The organism is Pseudomonas solani (genome assembly GCF_026072635.1).
In the GTDB taxonomy this organism is placed as follows: Bacteria; Pseudomonadota; Gammaproteobacteria; order Pseudomonadales; family Pseudomonadaceae; genus Metapseudomonas; species Metapseudomonas solani.
This window is the reverse complement of record NZ_AP023081.1, coordinates 6,002,655-6,019,071: the sequence shown is the minus strand read 5'-3', so window position 1 is coordinate 6,019,071 and position 16,417 is coordinate 6,002,655. Positions and strand designations below refer to the sequence as shown.

Below are 16,417 nucleotides of genomic sequence, written 5' to 3'. Positions count from 1 at the left end.
AATGGCGGGAATGGACATAATTCATTCATTTCCAGTCACGTCATTCTCCGCCACGGTGCCCCTATGAAGATCGGCCTGCTGTTGTTTCCCGGTTGCATGCCCGCGGGGCTGCTGGCTTTTGGCGACATGCTCCACGCGGCCAACCGCCTGGCCGGGGGGCGAGTTGTTCGAAACCTGTTTCGTGGGCATGCACGGCGGCCCGGTGGAGTGCGCCCATGGGCTGGTGCTGGCGGCGAGCCAGGGCATCGCCGAGGGCGAGCTGGATGCCGTGCTGATTCCGGGCTTCTGGGCGGAGTCTCCGCAACAGGTCGAGGCGATGCTGGCCGGCAACGCCGCATTGCTGGGTGCCCTGGCTCGGCTGCACAAGCGCTGCCAGCTGTGGAGCTATTGCACGGGCGTGTGCCTGGTCGCCGCCAGTGGCCGCCTCGATGGGCAGCCCGCCACCGTGACCTGGTGGCTGGCGGATGCATTGCTCAAGCGCTACTCCAAGGTGCGCTGGCAGAGCGAGAGCAATTGCATCTTCAACACACGCAGCGCCACCGCCAGTGGTGTCAACGGTTACCTGCCGCTGGCCCAGGCCCTGATCGAGCGGCAGGTGAGCCAGAGCGTGTTCCACGACCTCGACCGTTTGATGGTGTTGCCACGCCCGGCCCAGGTGCACGATGCCTTCCAATCCCTCAGCCTGATCGAGCAGCCCAGCCCATTGCTGCGCCGCGTGCACGGCCTGGTGCAGGGGCTGCCGGCCGAGCAGATCACGGTGCAGAAGCTGGCGGCCGAACTGGGCATGTCGGAGCGCACCCTGGCCCGCAAGGTGCGCGATGAAACCGGGGTGGCGGCGGCCACCTATGCGCGGCGCATCAAGCTGAGCCAGGTCAGCGAGCGCCTGACCCTGACCTCCGCCCCGCTGAAGACCATCAGCGACGAGCTGGGCTTCAGCAGCGATTCGAACCTCACGCGCATGTTCAAGGAACTGACCGAACTGACGCCCGTGCAATACCGGCAGCGCTTCGGACGGGTGCAGGGATGAAGACGGCGATGCGGACGAGGTGCGCTATGCCATGGAAACCCGGCCTGCTGCTAGCACTCGTGCTCAGCGCCGGTGCAGCGGTGGCACAACCTGGAGCGGATGAGCCGCCGCCCGCTCGCGTCGACCCCTGCGCCCTGAAGCGCGATGGCGCGGTCTGCAGCGAACAGGACCCGATCTTCCAGCAGGTGATGGATGAGCTGAATCGTGAGCGGCGGGAGGCGGAGCCGACACCGCAGGAGAAGGACCGGGGTGAGCGCGTGCCGTAGGGTGTGCCGTGCGCACCTCAAAAGGTGGGAGTGGCACGGAGCCTTTCGGAGCTCGCCGGAAGTACCGAGCTCGGGACCGGTGCGCGCAGCACACCCTACAAGAACACATCGGCGCACGAGGCTCGACCGTGTGCATTGCAACGCACATTGATGCACGGGCTCGGCCCGATGCACGCGGCTCGGTCGTAGGGTGTGCCGTGCGCACCTCAAGTGAGTGCAGCGTTGGCTACCGGTCACTACCCCCCGGGCTGAAGCCCGGGCTACCGGGTAGGGGGTGCCGTAGCCCGGACTTCAGTCCGGGAAGGGTCAGCCAGGCAGCACCTTCGCCAACACCACACAGGCCACCACGAGCCCCAGCACCACCCAGCGCAGGCCATTGGGCGAGAGGAAGCCGAACAGGTGCAGGGTGCGGGCGGTGAAGACGTGCCGGCACTCGGGGCAACGCACCTGCATCCTGGCGGCGAAGGCGTTCTGGTTGACGCCCACGCCACTGGCGACGAGCGCCTTGCGCGCGGTGAAGATCGCCGAGCAGGCGGGGCAGGCTTCCAGTTCCTTCATGGGGTCTTCTCCGTTCCAGGGGCCAGGCAAGGTGGCTCTGCCAGCGAACATACAGGCTCGGGACCAGGCGCCGCGCCTTCGTGATACCGCGCTGAGACCCCGTGCACATTCGCTGAGGGGAGGCGGCTGCGGCCCGGTGCTCGCCGGGTTCGAGGGTTGTCTTGTAGACTTCCGCCCTGTCACGGTGCGACGGCCTGCGTTCGATGCGGCCGCCATCCGTGGCTCCCCTGGGCTCTGCTGGTACCTGGCCGCATGCATGCCATCCGCCTTTCCCGTCAGCTGTCTTCCTGGCTTCTGTTCGTACTGACCCTACTGGCGCTCCCGGCCGGCGCGGGCGAGCGGGTGGTCGATGCCGCGGCGGTGGACAAGGCCGCGCTGTCCCTGACTCCCTACGTGTCGCTGCTGGAAGACCCGGAGCGGTCCTTCACCCTGGCCGATGTGCAGGCCCCCGCGCTGGCGGCGCGCTTCCAGGGTGACCAGCCGCCCGGCAATGCCCTGGCGCTGGGTTTCACCCGCTCGGCCTTCTGGCTGCGCCTGGTGCTGCACAACCCGGGTGATACGCCGTTGCGGCGCATGCTGGTGGTGGAGAACCCGCGCATTTCCCATGTCGAGGCGCATATCCCGGATGCTCATGGCGTCTACCACGCCACCGCCACCGGCTGCGACGTGGCGCCCTCGAGTAAGGCATACGCCAACCGCAACTTCGTCTTCCCGCTGCTGCTGCCGGCGCATTCCGAGCAGGTGATCTACCTGCGCGTGGCGTCCAGCGTGGGACTGCTGGTGCCGTTGCAGTTGTGGCCGGTGGAGGCCTTCCATGCCTACGAGCGCGACGACTACGTGAGCAAGGTCTGGTACTTCGGCATCGCCACCGCCATGGTGCTGTTCAACCTGATGCTGTTCGTGGCCCTGCGCGACCGGGTGTACCTGCTCTACGTGGCCTTCGTTTCCTGCACCGCCTTCACCCTGGCGATCAAGAACGGCCTGGCGCCGGACTGGGCCATCGCCGGGCTGCCGCTCAACTCCAACGTCGCCTATTACTCGGGCGTGTCCCTGGCCCTCAGCGCGATGCTGCTGTTCACCCGGCGCATGCTGCGCACCGACCAGCTGATGCCGAGGGTGGACCGGCTGCTGCTGGCGATGGTCGCGCTCTACCTGGTGACGCCATTGCTCTACGCCATCGCCTTGCCGCTGTTCTCGCGCCTGGCGGTCTACTTCAACCTGGCCACGGCCGTGGTGGTGCTGGGCGTGGCCCTGGCCGGGGTGATCAAGCGCCAGCGCAGCGCCTGGTTCTTCCTCGCGGCTTTCGCCCTGCTGATGTTCGGCGGTGCCATGACCACGCTGCGGGCCATGGGCCTGATGCCCACCAACATGTTCACGGTGGACGGCATCCAGCTGGGCTCGGCCATGGAGATGATCGTGCTGGCCTTCGCCCTGGCGGACCGTTTCAACGTGATGCGCCGCGACAAGGCGCGGGTGCAGGAGGCACTGCTGCAGGCCCAGGAAAAGCTGGTGGAGACACTGCAGGGCTCGGAGCGCGAGCTGGAGCTGCGCGTGGCCCAGCGCACCGACGAGTTGCAGGCGCTCAACAGCAAGCTGGAGACCCTGAGCCTGACCGACGCCCTGACCGGCATCGCCAACCGCCGCCACTTCGACGAGGTGCTGCAGCAGGAATGGCACCGCGCCCAGCGCACGGCTGAGCCCCTGGCGCTGGCGATTCTCGATGTCGACTGGTTCAAGCGCTACAACGACCACTATGGCCACCCGGCGGGCGACGCCTGCCTGCAACGCATCGCCCAGGTGCTGGCCAGCACCGTCAGCCGTTCCAGCGACCTGGTGGCGCGTTATGGCGGCGAGGAGTTCGTCTTCCTCGTGCCCATGACCGATGCGGCCGGCGCCCAGGGCATCGCCCAGCGCCTGGTGCAGGCCATCGAGGAGCTGGCCTTGCCCCATGAGCTTTCCACCTTCGGCCGGGTCACCGTCAGCATCGGTGTCGCCGCCATGGTGCCGGGGCAGGGCGAGGCCGCCGAAACCCTGCTGCAACGCGCCGACGCGGCGCTCTACGAGGCGAAGAAGGCGGGGCGCAATCGCGTCGGGCGCTTCATCTAGGGCGCGCCTTCTGCGGGCCTGCTAGGCAGGCGTGGCCAGGTGGGCGAGCAGCTGCCGTGCATGGGATGACAGCGCCTCCTGGCCCTTGATGCACAAGCGCAATTCCCGTGTCGCCCAGGTGTTCTCCAGGCTGACGATGGCCACCGGCAGTTCCTGCGCCAGGCGTGTGGCGCCCGCTTCGGGGAGCATGGCGATGCCGGCGCGCTGGGCCACCAACTGGGCGATGGCGTCGAAGCTCGGCGCACGCACCCGCACCTTCAGCGGCACGGCGTAGTTCAGCGCCATCTCCTCGATGAAGCGCTGCATGGCGCGCTCCGGCGGCAGGCAGACGAAGGCGAAGCCCAGGGCCTCGCGCATGTGCGCCTGGCGGCGGCCGGCCAGCGGGTGGTCCTGAGGCACCAGCAGCACCAGACGGTCGTCGCGGAACGGCATCGAGACCAGCCCACCGGTGGGCAGGTTGCCGTCGTAGACGCCGATGTCGAATTCGCCGGCCTGCACGCCCCGCAGCACGTCGCGGCTGTTCAGTTCGGTGAGCTGCAGGTCCACTTCCGGGTAATCGGCGAGGAAGGGCCCCAGGGTGGCGGGCAGGAAGGTGCTGTTGGCCACGGTGCTGGCCGCCAGGCGCAGGGTGATGCGGCGCTGGCCGGCGAGCTCCTGCAGGGTGTCCTTGAGCTTCTGCGCCTCGTGCAGCACGCCGTGACAGCCTTCCAGCACCAGCCGCCCCGTGGGTGTCAGGCTCATGCCATCGGCCTTGCGCACGAACAGGGCCAGCCCGCAGCGTTCCTCGAACTGGCGCAGCCGGGTGCTGGCCGCCGAGACGGCCACGGGAAAGGTGGCGGCGGCCTTGCTCAGGCTGCCGGTGGCGGCGATGGCGGTGAGCAGGCGCAGGTCGGCGAGGTCGAAGTGCAAGGGCGTTCTCCTTTGACGAAGGGGCCGTTCGGTAAAAAGCGATTCTAGCGCTGGCGCCTTCGCTTCAGAATAACGGTAGCCACCTTGCAGACCGGATACCTGATGAACGCCTTGCTCTCCCTCTATAAACGCAGCGCCGCCAACGGCAGCCTCTTCGCCGTGCTTTCGGCCGCCGGATTCAGCCTCAAGGCGATCTTCGTCAAGCTGTCCTATGCGGCTGCGCCCGTGGATGCGGTGACCCTCCTGGCGATGCGCATGGGCCTGGCGTTGCCCCTGTTCGCCTGGTTGTTGTGGCTGAGCCGTGGCGCCGGTGAGGTGGCCTTGTCCGGCCGCGACTGGTTTCGCGTGCTGCTGCTGGGGATGTTCGGCTACTACCTGTCCAGCCTGTTCGACTTCTACGGGCTGGAATACATCAGCGCCGGCCTGGAGCGGCTGATCCTGTTCACCTACCCGACGCTGGTGCTGGTGTTCCAGGCGCTGATCTTCCGCGAGCGGCCGAGCCGGCGCACCTTGCTCGCCATGGGCCTGTGCTACCTGGGGCTCGGGGTCGCGCTGATGCACGACATCGGCAGCACCGACATGGGCACGCAGGTGATGATCGGCGCCGCCTGGGTGTTCGCCAGTGCGGTGACCTATGCGCTCTATTACCTGGGCACCGGCGTGATGGTGAAACGCATCGGCTCCATGCGCCTGGCCGGCCTGGCCGGCGGTGCCTCGGCGCTGATGGTGCTGGCGCACTATGGCGTTGCGGCCGACTTCACCCAACTGGCGACGCTGCCGGCTTCGGTGTGGCTGTACACCGCGCTGATGGCGCTGCTCTCCACCGTGCTGCCGATCTACTGGATGGCATTGGCGATCCAGCGCCTGGGCACCACCCACACCGCCGCCGTGGGCAACCTGGGGCCGGTGCTGACCATCCTGGCGTCCTGGGCGTTGCTGAACGAGGCCATCTCGGCCTACCAACTGGTCGGGCTGGTGCTGGTGCTGTTCGGCGTGTCGCGGCTCAAGGCGGCGCCGCCAAAGGCCGTCGTGGCCGAGGACGCGGCGCTCGCAGTGCCTGCCGTCGTGCCGGTGGGGGCGGGGCGCCAGAACGCCGACTGAGGCTGCGTTACGGCAGCCTAGAGCGGGAGCCGCCGACAGGCGCACGAAGCTGTTCTACTCTCCCAGCGTCGAGCCATCGTCCGGGGTGTAGAGCACATGGGAAGTAGCCACAAGGCAGTGGGGCCGAGCGCATGGCGCGGCGGGTTTTGGGGCTGGCTGGCGCTGTGCCTGTGCGCGCTGGCGCCAACCCTGGCGCAGGGGGTGGAGCCGGCGGCCGAAGGCGGCGCCCAGACCGCTGAACTCAAGGTGGTGAATCGCAGCATCCTGGTATTCCGCGCCGTGGTGCTGGGCGAGGGCCCGGAGCTGCGGGCCAGGCGAGCCAAGGCGGTGATCGGCGAGGCGCTGGAAGGCACCGAGCGGCTCGACGTCCGGGTCGACGCCGTGGGTGACGATTACCTGGTGCTGCTCGGCGACCGCCGTGCCTTTATCGTCGCGCCGGAGGATGTCGACCCGCTGGTGGCGCATTCCGTTCGTGAGGCCGCCCAGGACGCCGCCGAGAAGCTGCGCCTGGTGGTGACCGAGACGCAGCAGGCGCGCAGCCTGCGTTTCATCGCCGAGGCGGCGGGGTATTCCGCGCTGGCGACCCTGTTGTTCGTCGCCGCACTCAAGGCCATTCAGTTCGTCCGCAGCAGGCTGCTGGAGCGCTTGCCTGGCGTGATGACGCGCCATGCCCAGGCCTTTCGCGTCGGGCAGACGCCGGTGCTCGACCTGCGCTACCTGTACCCCCTGGTGGGCCGGGTGTTCTGGGCGATCCGCTGGGCCTTGATCCTGCTGTTGACCTATGAGTGGCTGAGCTTCGTGCTGTCGCGTTTCCCCTATACGCGGCCCTGGGGCGAGAGCCTCAACAGCTACCTGCTGGAGGTGGCCGGTTATCTGTTGCAGGGCATCATCGGTGCGGTGCCGGGGTTGATCCTGGCCATTTCGATCTTCTTCATCGCCCGGGGCGTGACGGCGTTCAGCCGACGCGTGCTGCGGCGGATGGCGACGCCGGGAACCCTCAGCTGGCTGAACCAGGAGACGCTGCCCACCACCACCCGGCTGACCTCGCTGGCGATCTGGCTGTTCGCCCTGGCCATGGCCTATCCCTACCTGCCGGGGGCGGGTACCGAGGCGTTCAAGGGGCTTTCGGTGCTGGTGGGGCTGATGATTTCCCTCGGCGCCTCCAGCGTGGTGGGGCAGGCGGCGGCGGGGCTGATCCTCACCTACACGCGCACGTTGCGGGTGGGCGAGTTCGTGCGCATCGGCGAGCACGAGGGCACGGTCACCGAGCTGGGCATGTTCACCACGCGGGTGCGTACTGGGCTGGGCGAGGTGCTGACCATCCCCAACTCGATGATCACCAGCAGCGTGACCAAGAACTACTCGCGCGCCGTGCAGGGCCCCGGCTACGTGGTCGATACCACCGTAACCATCGGCTACGACACGCCCTGGCGCCAGGTGGAGGCGATGCTGCTGGAGGCGGCGCGGCGCACGGCGGGCATTCTCGAGCAGCCGGCCCCGCAGGTGTTCCAGACGGCGTTGTCGGACTTCTACCCCGAATACCGCCTGGTGGCGCAGGCCATCCCCAGCGAGCCGCGGCCCCGCGCCGAGCTGCTGAGCGAGCTGCACGCCAATGTCCAGGATGTATTCAACGAGTACGGCGTGCAGATCATGTCGCCGCACTACCTGGGCGACCCGCAGCAGGAGAAGTGGGTGCCGCGGGAGCAGTGGTTCGCCGCCCCGCGCGGGAGCGGGACGAACCCTGAGACGTGGCGGTCAGCCTGGCAACCTGGCGATCACCTTGATCTCGAAGTCGAAGCCATAGAGCCAGGTCACGCCCACGGCGGTCAGCGTCGGGTGCGGCGCGGCGCCCCAGAACTCCGGCACCACCTCCCAGATGGCTTCGAACTTCGCTTGCGGGTCGACCATGAACACGGTGACGTCGACCACGTCGTCGAAGCTGCAGCCGGCCTCGCCGAGGATCGCGTTGAGGTTGGTGAAGGCCTGGCGCACCTGGGCCTTGAGGTCCGGCTCGGGGGAGCCGTCGGGGTTGCTGCCCACCTGCCCGGAGACGAACAGGAAGCCATTGGAACGGATGGCCGGCGAGTAGCGGTTGCGCTCATAGAGCGCCTGGCGGCCGGGCGGGAAAACGACGTCGCGCTGGGTCATGCGGTACCTCCAAGGTGGGTCGATGGGACCCGGGATCAACGATGGAGGCGACTGTAGGAGCTTGCGCGGGGGGATAAACGCGCAAGCTTGTCCTTCACTGTTTGTGAATCCCAAACAATCCGCTGGAATCTGGAGCGCCGATGGACCGTTTCGATGCGATGCAGGCCTTCGCCCGGGTGGTGGAGGCCGGCAGCTTCACCCGCGCCGCCGACACCCTGCACATGAGCAAGACCAGCGTCACCCAGCTGGTGCAGCAACTGGAGGCGCGCCTGCGGGTGAAGCTGCTCAACCGCACCACGCGGCGGGTGGCGCTGACCGCCGATGGCGCTGCCTACTACGAGCGGGTGGTGCGCCTGCTGGCCGATATGGACGACGCCGAGACCAGCCTCTCCAGCGCCTCGGCTTCGCCCCGGGGCCGCCTGCGGGTGGATGTGCCCAGCCCGCTGGCGAGCATGATCCTGGTACCGGCGCTGCCCGAGTTCCACGCGCGACACCCGGACATCCAGATCGACATGGGCGTGAGCGACCGCATCGTCGATGTGATCGGCGAGAACGTCGATTGCGTGGTGCGCTGCGGCGAGTTGCGCGACCAGTCGCTGATGGCGCGGCGGGTCGGCGACCTGCGCCTGGGCGTGTATGCAGCGCCGGATTACCTCGCACGCCTCGGCGTGCCGGCGCACCCGCGCGAGCTGGAGGATTCGCCCCACCGCATCGTCGGTTTCCTCTGGGCGCGCACCGGCAAGCCGGTGCCCTATGCCATGCGCAAGGGCAATGAGGAACTCCGCGTGAACGGCCGCTACGTGCTGGCGGTGGACGATGGCAACGCCTACCTCGCCGCCGGGCTGGCGGGCCTGGGCGTGCTCTGGCTGCCGGAGTACATGGCCCTTGCCAGCCGGGCCAGCGGTGCGCTGGTGCCCCTGTTCGAGGACTGGCGCCTGGACCCGATGCCGATGTACGTGGCCTTCCCGCCGAACCGGCACATCAGCGCCAAGCTGCGGGTGTTCATCGACTGGGTCGCCGAACTGATGGAGCGCCACGCGCCGGTGATGACCCTCCCGGGCGCATGACGCGATGAGGGCATGACGACGGGGCCGCAACGGCCCCGTTGTCCGTGGGTCAGAACGCGACCCGTACCCCGGCCTCGACGCTGCGGCCGGCCGCCGGCACTTCGTCCCGCAGGATCGAGCTGGCGTAGCGCACGGTCTGGTCGTTGAGGTTGTCGCCCTTGAGGAACACCAGCCACTCGCTTTCCGCCAGGTCGAAGCGGTAGCCGAGGCTGGCGTTGAGGGTGGTGTAGCCGTCGGTGCCGCGCTCTTCGGTCGGGACCCGGCGCTGGGCACTGGCGTGCTCGACGCCGACGCTGGCCTGCCAGCTCTGGTAATTCCACAGCAGGGCGCTGTTCAGGCGCAGGGGTGAGATGCGCGGCAGCGGTTCGCCGGTCTCCTTGTTCTTGGCACGGGTGTAGTCGGCGGAACTCTGCAGGGCGAACTCGCCGTACGGGGTCTGCGCCAGGCGCCAGTGGTCCTGCGCCTCGACGCCCCAGAAGTCGGCCTTCACGCCGCTGTAGAGGTATTCCGGCAGGGCATCGTCGTCGCTCGGGGCGACTTCCTGGCCGTCCTCGTCGAGGTAGCGGCCGCTGCCCAGCAGGCCGATGTAGTTGGAGAAGCGGCTGTAGAACACGCCGACGCTGCCCTTGTGGGTGCCGTCGTCGAAGCGCAGGGCCAGGTCGGTGGACCAGGACTTCTCTTTTTCGGCATCCGCATCGCCCACCTCGTAGGTGCCGGTGGCGGCGTGGGGGCCGTTGGCGTAGAGCTCGTAGAAGGTCGGCGCGCGCTCGGTGTAGCTGAGGGTGCCGGCCAGGGACCAGATGTCGGTGAGGCGGTAGATGGAGCCGAACGACAGGCTGCCGGCGGTGAAGCTGTGGCTGTCGTCGGCGCCTTCGAAACGCTCGTTGCCGGCGGCGTCCGGGCGCAGGCGGGTGTGTTCCAGGCGCCCGCCGAGGGTGAGCTCCAGGCGCTCGGTGGCCTGCCAGCTTTCCAGGGCGAAGAGGGCGCCGCTGTCGGTGTCGGTCTGCGGCACGAAGGCTTCCTCGCCCAGGGCCTCGAAGCGGCTGCTGGCCACCTGCACGCCGACCACGCCTTCCAGCGGGCCGATGGGCGCGTGACGGGCTTCGAGGCGGGCCTCGTAGCCGTCGTTCTTGAAGGTGGTACCGACTTCGCCGTCCTCGATCTCGCGGTGCTCGTAGGTGGTGTGGCCGAAGTCCAGCTTCAGGGAGCTGAAGGGGCCTTCCAGGTCACGGATCTCCGAGGCCATGGCGTAGTGGCGCTGCTCCATGTCGATGCGCACGGCGTCTTCGGCGGGCGAGCCGTAGTTGCTGTCGTACTCGTCGTAGGAGAGGCCGACGTAGCCGTGGTCCCAGTGGTAGGCACCGCCCACCGCGCCGCCGTCCTGGCGGCCGTCGCTGTTGTTGACGCGGTGCTTGCTGTCGTCGCCGTCCTGGGCGCGCTGGTCGCGGGAGCGGGCGTAGCCGGGGATGCGCGTGTCGTTGAACTGCCGCGAGTTGGCGTCCAGGTGCAGGGCGAAGTTGCCGTCGCCGGCCTCCAGCTTGCCGGCTGCGCTGCGGGTGGTATCGGCGCCGCCGTAGCGCAGCCCGCCGCCACCGTGCAGGCCGTCCACCGGCTCGGTGGGGATGCGGTTGTCGAAGGTGTTGACCACGCCGCCCACGGCGCTGCCGCCGTACAGCAGCGCCGCCGGGCCGCGTACCACTTCGATGCGCTCGGCGTTGGCCGCGTCATAGGGCACGGCGTGGTCGTAGGAGAGCGAGGATGCGTCCAGCGCGCCAACGCCATTGCGCAGGATGCGGATGCGGTCGCCGTCGAAGCCGCGGATCACCGGGCGGCTGGCGGCCGGGCCGAAATAGGTGGAGGAGACGCCGGGCAGGCCGTTGAGTGTTTCGCCCAGTTGCGCGGCGCTGCGCAGGCTCAGCTCGTCGCCTTCCACCACGCTGGTGGGCGAGGCGAGGGCTTCGCTTTTCAGCGGGTTGGCGGTGATCACCTGCTGCTCGAGGACCATGGGCTGGGCGGCGAACGCATGCTGCGCCATCAGCAAGGCCGCGGCGATGGGGGTGTGGAGGCGGAGGAAGCGAGCGGACATCGGAGGCGGTTCCTGTGAGTTGGAATTGTAATGTTACAACATAACAATTAGTGCGCCACAGTTTTATAAGCCCGGTGTAGAGCGCTCCGTGGGGATTGGAGGTTTTGCGTGCTCGGACATAACGCCCGTTGCGCTTATGCGGAACGTGACCTCGCCCGGGTGTCCGGCTGATCTACGCTGCTCAGGCTGGCGAATGCTTTGGCTCTGTCTGCGTTAGCTGTTGTGGTTTTAAAGAAAGCGTTCAAGCACGGTGCTTTCCGGGCATTTATGGACTTCTGCCACTTCCACCGCATGGGTTTCGCTCCGCTCTACCCATCCTACGAAAGTACGTGCGCACCACGTGGTGGTGCGCTGGGCGAAGAAGGTTGGGGCAGCCGCCAAACGCCCCTTCCCAGGAGGCCGAGCGAATCGTTGCGCCGGGGGACGAGCGGCATGGATGCCGCCAGAGGCGCGCCAGGCCATGGATGGCCCATCGCGCCGGCCCCCAGAGCGGCGATGGAGTGAGGGAACCCGACGCAGTCGGGCCGGATGATGGGGCAAGCCCTTTTGGTTCCTTTTCTGGCGACTGATGTATAGACCGAGGACATAGCTGACAGGTGTACGGAGACATGGTTGACACTTTCCGGCGAGCTGCCTTGCCGGGGATCCATACCATGCCTTGGAACACGAGAGACGCCATGAGCTTGAAAGAGGAATTCATTGCGTTGGCCTTACAGCCTGACAGCAACAGGCGAGAACTGTGCCGACGCTTCGGTATCAGCCCGCAAACGGCTTACAAGTGGCTTAAGCGATACGAACAGAGCGGGAGAGATGGCCTGCACGAGAAATCCCGCCGGCCGCTCAATAGCCCCAAGCGGACCCCTCCCGCGCTGGAAACGGAGGTGGTTGCGTTGCGTCAGGCGCATCCTGCGTGGGGCGGACGCAAGATCAGCCATGTCCTTAACTGCGGTATTGCCTCCAGCACTGTGACTAACGTCCTGCACCGCCATCTGCTGATCCTGCCGCCTGAAAAGGAAGCCAAGAAGCCCTGGCAGCGCTTCGAGCACGAGGCCCCCAATGACCTCTGGCAGATGGATTTCAAGGGCTACTTTCCGACCCAGCAAGGCCAGTGTCATCCGTTGACGGTTGTGGATGACCATTCCCGCTTCAACCTGGCGATCCAGGCCTGCGCCAATGAGCGCAAGGAAACGGTTCAGGAAAAGCTGAGCGAAGTCTTCCGCCGCTATGGTTTGCCTGCCCGAATCAACACCGATAACGGCTCCCCTTGGGGCTCGCCACGTAATCCGGGTGAACTATCCGAGCTGGGTGTTTGGCTGGTCCGGCTGGGCATTCGCCTGAGCTTCAGCCGGCCTTACCATCCACAAACCAATGGCAAAAACGAGCGCTTTCATCGCGCGCTCAAAGCTGAAGTACTCAAGGGAAAGCACTTTCACGACTTGATCGAAGCCCAGGCTGCTTTCGATCAATGGAGGGAGATCTACAACCTTCAACGGCCCCACGAAGCGCTGGGCTATCAGGTTCCCATGGAGCGATACCGCACAAGCCCCTGGCCATTTCCAGAAAAACTGGAGGACTTCGAATATGCCCCGGATGACGAAGTGACAAAGGTTTATCACAGCCGATTCCGCTTTAGAAAACACTACTTCCGCATCGCCAAGGGGCTTGCTGGGCACTTGATCGCTATACGTCCCAGGCCTGAAAGCGAGGCGTTGTACGACGTGTACTTCTGCCATCAATTTCTACGAACTATCGACCTGAACAACCCTGACTACGGACCATAATGTGTCAACCATGTCCCCGCACATGTGTCCACCATGTCTCCGGTCTATACAGGGCGATTGCCAAAAGAAACTCGCCCGGGGGGCGAAACGAAAAGCCTCAACAAAACTCGGCAATCAGCTGGACTCCATTCTTCTAGCAACACTTAACGCAGACAGAGCCAATGCTTTCGACGTTCTTTCAATCCCCGTACCCGGCAGGAATGAGCCTGTCCGCAACCTGCGGCAGCGCTCGTCTTCGTTTCTTTCTGCCGTGCCTGGTCGCCGTTCGAGTCGTATTTCCCCCATGCCCCGCGATGCGCAAGGAGTGCTCCCCCGCAGGGGAGTCGTGCGCCGCTGGAGGGCACGGGAGTCGCCGGCTCCCATCCCATCTCATGCAAGGAAAGCGTCATGACCACATTCAACGAGGCCGCTTCGGCCGGTTACAAAAGCCTGCTGAACCTCTACCAGCCCGAGGTCTTCCCGGGGAACTTCTGGTTCGCCGGCAACACGCTGCATTGCTGCCTCGACTATCTCGTCAATTCGAAGCAGCACGACGACGGCGGGATCCTGCGCAAGGCCTATGGCATCTACCAGGACCTGAACGCCAGGGTCGACTGGTGGGTGGACGACTACGGCTGGTGGGGAAATGCATTCCTTATCGCCTTGTACAACTGGGAAGCGCTGGGCTACCAAGACCCCCGTGACGATCAACTGCGAGAAGGCATCATCGGCGCCACGAAGCACTGCTGGGACAAGCTCGCCGGGCATTGGTCGGATGACAGCTACAACGAGGGCGGTGAGGATCATGCGGCGGGCAGTGCGCCTATCAGGGGTGGCACGTTCAACCTCAAGGACCCCGACCAACCGATGTCGGGTCGCAATACCGTCACCAACCTGGGGTTCCTGCTGCTCTCCCGGGGCCTGGCCCAGTTGAACCCGAACGATCCCGACGCGCCAAAGTATGCGGAGATGGCGACGGCTGAATTCCAGTGGTTCGACAAGTGGCTCGGTATCCCCGGGTCGCTGCGGACCGCGCAGGACCTGGTGCTGGAGCGGCCTCGTGGGAATGCGGCCAACCCTGAGTGGCATTGGACCGGCGACCAGGGGCAATTCGTCCTGGCGATGGGGTCGGGGAGTGAGGTTTCCCACAAGGTAGCGGCCGCCGTGCTGAAGCGGATGATCGACAACGACGGCATCCTCCACGAATACGAGATCAGCGGCGCGCTCGAAGGCTTCATTGCCGACTACGCCACCGGGAAGGGCGTCTTCATGCGCTGCATGCAGGGCCTCTACGGTGCGTCGGGAGGCAGCGCGGTCTACAAGGATTTCGTCAGGAACAACGCCGCTTCCGTCTGGGCCACGGCCACCCAGGGCAGTGGTGGCGCTTGCCAGTTCAGGTTCAACTGGAGCCGCCGCCCGGGCGTCTGGGAGCCCGAGACCCTCTCTGGCAAGGACCCACAACTGTGCGACCTGATCCTGCAGACCGCCGGGCAGGACGCCCTGAACGCCGCGTTGGCCTTGGGTCTGGGGAACGAAACCATCAAATGATGGCTGTGCCCCGGGCCAGTGGGCCCGGGGTTTTCCTGGCGGCCCCGGTGGCCAATGCAAAATGCCGAGGGCTGCGCGGGGCGATCTTGCAGATTGCAATTCGCCCCGTCACAGGATTGTTTGGCAACTCGTTGTTTTAAAAGGGCCTTTACGAAAAGGCCAAGCTGGCATGTTGCGTGCTCCTTCTCTCGCTACAAGAAGGAGAACGCCCATGAATGTCTGTGTCAGAGAAATCATCGAAGCCTTTCCCGGTCGGGAAGTGTCCCTCACCACCCGCCCGGACGGTCGCCTGTCATTGACCATCGGCGGCGAGGCCCAGCCGGCCTTCCACCGGGTCATCGATTGCGAGAGCGTGCTGTCGCGGGCTCAGGTCGGCGGTCTGATCCGCGAGCTGGTGCACGATGTGCAGGCCAGCGGTGATCGTCAGCCGGGGCAGGGTGCCAGCTGGCTCGCCCCTGAACGGCCGGCTCACGACCTCGCTTCTCCCTTCGCCGCGCGGGCGCTCACCGCCCATGGCGATGACCCGCGCCCCACGCGCGCCTCCTGCTGAGGGCCCACGCCATGGAACACTTCCTTATCGTCAAGGACCACCAGGAATGGGCGTGCCGCCGCTTCGGCAGCCTGGACAACCTGTTCAGCTCGGACAGCAAGGCGGACGTCATCTGCATGGCCGCCGCCCAGGTCGGGCACCTGCAATCGTCGGTGAAGATCCACGGCGAGGACGGCTCGCTGGAAGAGGAGCGGATCTACCCGCTGCTCAGTGGTGATCCGCTGCGGTATCTCTGACCCGCGATAAGCGAGGCCCTCCGCCTGACCACCCGGTAGCACCGGGCGGCGTTGGGCCTCGCTGCGCTCGGCGCCAACCTACGGTCTGTGCCCGGGCTGAAGCCCGGGCTACAAAGGCGTGCTGCTACAGCTCGTTACCCAGGACCGGGAACTGCTCCCAGGTGCCGTCCGCTCGTTTCACGAAGACATGGTCGGCGCCGAATGACCACAGCTCCGAGCCGGTGGAAATGAGGCGATGGAACGAGGGGGAGGCGATGGTCTGGCTGACGATTTCCGTCTGCCACTTGTCCCGGTCACGCACCAGCAGGCGACCGGGTTCGCAGGCGTAGATCAGGTCCGCATGGCGTGTGACCGACCAGAGATTGCCCAGGGGCGCGTCCACGGACAGGTCCCAGATACTGCTGTCGTCCATCTCCAGCACGATCCCGTTGTTCCCGCACAGCAGGTGCCGTCCGGGGCCGTCGGCGACGATGGTGGAGAGGATCGCGTTGGTGGGGCAGTCGATGCGTTGCCAGTCTCGAGGCGTTCTGCGATAGGCCGCGCCCGCCCAGCCCACGGCGATGGGCAGGCCCTGGGCATCCAGGCCGACATCTTCGAAGTCCGGTGATTCGGCGATCGGGGCCGCAAAGCTCAGGTCCAGCCAGTTGCCGTTCCTCAGTTCGAGCAGCTGGCCTCCCAGGCCACACACCAGCACGCGGCCATCCAGCGCGCGAACCCTGAAGAGCTCGCCGCGCTCCTCCGGGTCGACGACCTCCTGCTGGCTGAAGGTTCCGGCTATCGCTGCCGGGGAAAAGTCGGGCCCCTTGCCGCCCAGGCTGTACATCACGCCGCTTTTGCCAAGCATGTACAGGGTGCCGCTGGCCGGGTCGAACGCCAGGGAGCGGATCAGGTCTTCGTCGAAATCAATGTAGGTCCACTGGCCCTGCAGCTTCAGCAGGACACGTGAGGCGTCCACATCCGGGTAGGCGTTGTATTGCGCGGCAAGCGCCACATCGCCCGAGCCCAGCGGCACGCCATCGAGGAAGAAGTAGTCGGGTTGGCGGGTCATCGATCGA

The 16,417-nt window shown here is 66.4% G+C and carries 14 protein-coding genes and 1 pseudogene; 10 read left to right on the top strand and 5 right to left on the bottom strand.

The window, feature by feature from the left end; all coding sequences use genetic code 11:
• Nucleotides 1-163 precede the first annotated feature (163 nt).
• Nucleotides 164-1,027, top strand: a complete 864-nt coding sequence (locus PSm6_RS27175; protein WP_265168798.1) for a GlxA family transcriptional regulator — start codon at nt 164-166, stop codon at nt 1,025-1,027.
• A gap of 26 nt (nt 1,028-1,053) precedes the next feature.
• The gene (locus PSm6_RS27170; RefSeq protein ID WP_148304287.1) at nt 1,054-1,293 is read left to right on the top strand and encodes a hypothetical protein; all 240 of its coding nucleotides are present in this window, start codon (nt 1,054-1,056) and stop codon (nt 1,291-1,293) included.
• Nucleotides 1,294-1,599: 306 nt separating this feature from the next.
• Here PSm6_RS27170 and PSm6_RS27165 read toward each other — a convergent pair whose 3' ends face one another.
• On the bottom strand, nt 1,600-1,851 hold the full coding sequence (locus PSm6_RS27165; RefSeq protein WP_265168797.1) for a zinc ribbon domain-containing protein: 252 nt from the start codon (nt 1,849-1,851) through the stop codon (nt 1,600-1,602).
• Between the two features lie 252 nt (nt 1,852-2,103).
• Between PSm6_RS27165 and PSm6_RS27160 the strand changes: the two genes are divergently transcribed.
• Entirely contained in the window at nt 2,104-3,957 is a 1,854-nt protein-coding gene (locus PSm6_RS27160) for a diguanylate cyclase (protein WP_043244589.1), read from the top strand.
• A gap of 21 nt (nt 3,958-3,978) precedes the next feature.
• Here the strand turns inward: PSm6_RS27160 and PSm6_RS27155 are convergent, their stop codons facing one another.
• Nucleotides 3,979-4,866 carry a LysR family transcriptional regulator gene (locus PSm6_RS27155; protein ID WP_021220262.1) on the bottom strand — a complete coding sequence of 296 codons (888 nt, stop codon included), beginning with the start codon at nt 4,864-4,866 and terminating at the stop codon, nt 3,979-3,981.
• Nucleotides 4,867-4,968: 102 nt separating this feature from the next.
• Here PSm6_RS27155 and PSm6_RS27150 point away from each other — a divergent pair, with 102 nt between their 5' ends.
• Entirely contained in the window at nt 4,969-5,967 is a 999-nt protein-coding gene (locus tag PSm6_RS27150; protein ID WP_265168796.1) for a DMT family transporter, read from the top strand.
• 96 nt (nt 5,968-6,063) lie between these two features.
• Nucleotides 6,064-7,689 (top strand): annotated as a pseudogene (locus tag PSm6_RS27145) (mechanosensitive ion channel family protein); the annotation flags it as partial.
• A gap of 33 nt (nt 7,690-7,722) precedes the next feature.
• On the opposite strand, the gene PSm6_RS27140 reads toward PSm6_RS27145, so the two are convergent.
• On the bottom strand, nt 7,723-8,115 hold the full coding sequence (locus tag PSm6_RS27140; protein WP_265170579.1) for a RidA family protein: 393 nt from the start codon (nt 8,113-8,115) through the stop codon (nt 7,723-7,725).
• A gap of 140 nt (nt 8,116-8,255) precedes the next feature.
• Between PSm6_RS27140 and PSm6_RS27135 the strand changes: the two genes are divergently transcribed.
• The gene (locus tag PSm6_RS27135; protein ID WP_265168795.1) at nt 8,256-9,182 is read left to right on the top strand and encodes a LysR family transcriptional regulator; all 927 of its coding nucleotides are present in this window, start codon (nt 8,256-8,258) and stop codon (nt 9,180-9,182) included.
• A 49-nt stretch (nt 9,183-9,231) separates the two neighbouring features.
• Here PSm6_RS27135 and PSm6_RS27130 read toward each other — a convergent pair whose 3' ends face one another.
• Nucleotides 9,232-11,268, bottom strand: a complete 2,037-nt coding sequence (locus tag PSm6_RS27130; protein ID WP_265168794.1) for a TonB-dependent receptor — start codon at nt 11,266-11,268, stop codon at nt 9,232-9,234.
• Nucleotides 11,269-11,921: 653 nt separating this feature from the next.
• Between PSm6_RS27130 and PSm6_RS27125 the strand changes: the two genes are divergently transcribed.
• The 4 genes from PSm6_RS27125 (at nt 11,922) to PSm6_RS27110 (ending at nt 15,362) form a co-directional block, all read left to right on the top strand.
• The gene (locus tag PSm6_RS27125; protein ID WP_265170578.1) at nt 11,922-13,049 is read left to right on the top strand and encodes an IS481 family transposase; all 1,128 of its coding nucleotides are present in this window, start codon (nt 11,922-11,924) and stop codon (nt 13,047-13,049) included.
• 387 nt (nt 13,050-13,436) lie between these two features.
• On the top strand, nt 13,437-14,576 hold the full coding sequence (locus tag PSm6_RS27120; RefSeq protein WP_265168793.1) for a hypothetical protein: 1,140 nt from the start codon (nt 13,437-13,439) through the stop codon (nt 14,574-14,576).
• A 211-nt stretch (nt 14,577-14,787) separates the two neighbouring features.
• Entirely contained in the window at nt 14,788-15,126 is a 339-nt protein-coding gene (locus tag PSm6_RS27115) for a hypothetical protein (RefSeq protein ID WP_043244582.1), read from the top strand.
• Nucleotides 15,127-15,137: 11 nt separating this feature from the next.
• Nucleotides 15,138-15,362, top strand: a complete 225-nt coding sequence (locus PSm6_RS27110; protein WP_021217713.1) for a DUF2188 domain-containing protein — start codon at nt 15,138-15,140, stop codon at nt 15,360-15,362.
• Between the two features lie 124 nt (nt 15,363-15,486).
• Here PSm6_RS27110 and PSm6_RS27105 read toward each other — a convergent pair whose 3' ends face one another.
• Nucleotides 15,487-16,410, bottom strand: coding sequence for a hypothetical protein (locus PSm6_RS27105; protein ID WP_265168792.1), 924 nt, complete (start codon nt 16,408-16,410; stop codon nt 15,487-15,489).
• Nucleotides 16,411-16,417: the final 7 nt, after the last annotated feature.

Bases quoted from the DNA above. Each gene is read 5' to 3' on its own strand.
- PSm6_RS27170 (WP_148304287.1), top strand. From the start codon at position 1,054: ATGCCATGGAAACCCGGCCTGCTGCTAGCACTCGTGCTCAGCGCCGGT.
- PSm6_RS27165 (WP_265168797.1), bottom strand. From the start codon at position 1,851: ATGAAGGAACTGGAAGCCTGCCCCGCCTGCTCGGCGATCTTCACCGCG.
- PSm6_RS27160 (WP_043244589.1), top strand. From the start codon at position 2,104: ATGCATGCCATCCGCCTTTCCCGTCAGCTGTCTTCCTGGCTTCTGTTC.
- PSm6_RS27150 (WP_265168796.1), top strand. From the start codon at position 4,969: ATGAACGCCTTGCTCTCCCTCTATAAACGCAGCGCCGCCAACGGCAGC.
- PSm6_RS27140 (WP_265170579.1), bottom strand. From the start codon at position 8,115: ATGACCCAGCGCGACGTCGTTTTCCCGCCCGGCCGCCAGGCGCTCTAT.
- PSm6_RS27135 (WP_265168795.1), top strand. From the start codon at position 8,256: ATGGACCGTTTCGATGCGATGCAGGCCTTCGCCCGGGTGGTGGAGGCC.
- PSm6_RS27130 (WP_265168794.1), bottom strand. From the start codon at position 11,268: ATGTCCGCTCGCTTCCTCCGCCTCCACACCCCCATCGCCGCGGCCTTG.
- PSm6_RS27125 (WP_265170578.1), top strand. From the start codon at position 11,922: ATGCCTTGGAACACGAGAGACGCCATGAGCTTGAAAGAGGAATTCATT.
- PSm6_RS27120 (WP_265168793.1), top strand. From the start codon at position 13,437: ATGACCACATTCAACGAGGCCGCTTCGGCCGGTTACAAAAGCCTGCTG.
- PSm6_RS27115 (WP_043244582.1), top strand. From the start codon at position 14,788: ATGAATGTCTGTGTCAGAGAAATCATCGAAGCCTTTCCCGGTCGGGAA.
- PSm6_RS27110 (WP_021217713.1), top strand. From the start codon at position 15,138: ATGGAACACTTCCTTATCGTCAAGGACCACCAGGAATGGGCGTGCCGC.
- PSm6_RS27105 (WP_265168792.1), bottom strand. From the start codon at position 16,410: ATGACCCGCCAACCCGACTACTTCTTCCTCGATGGCGTGCCGCTGGGC.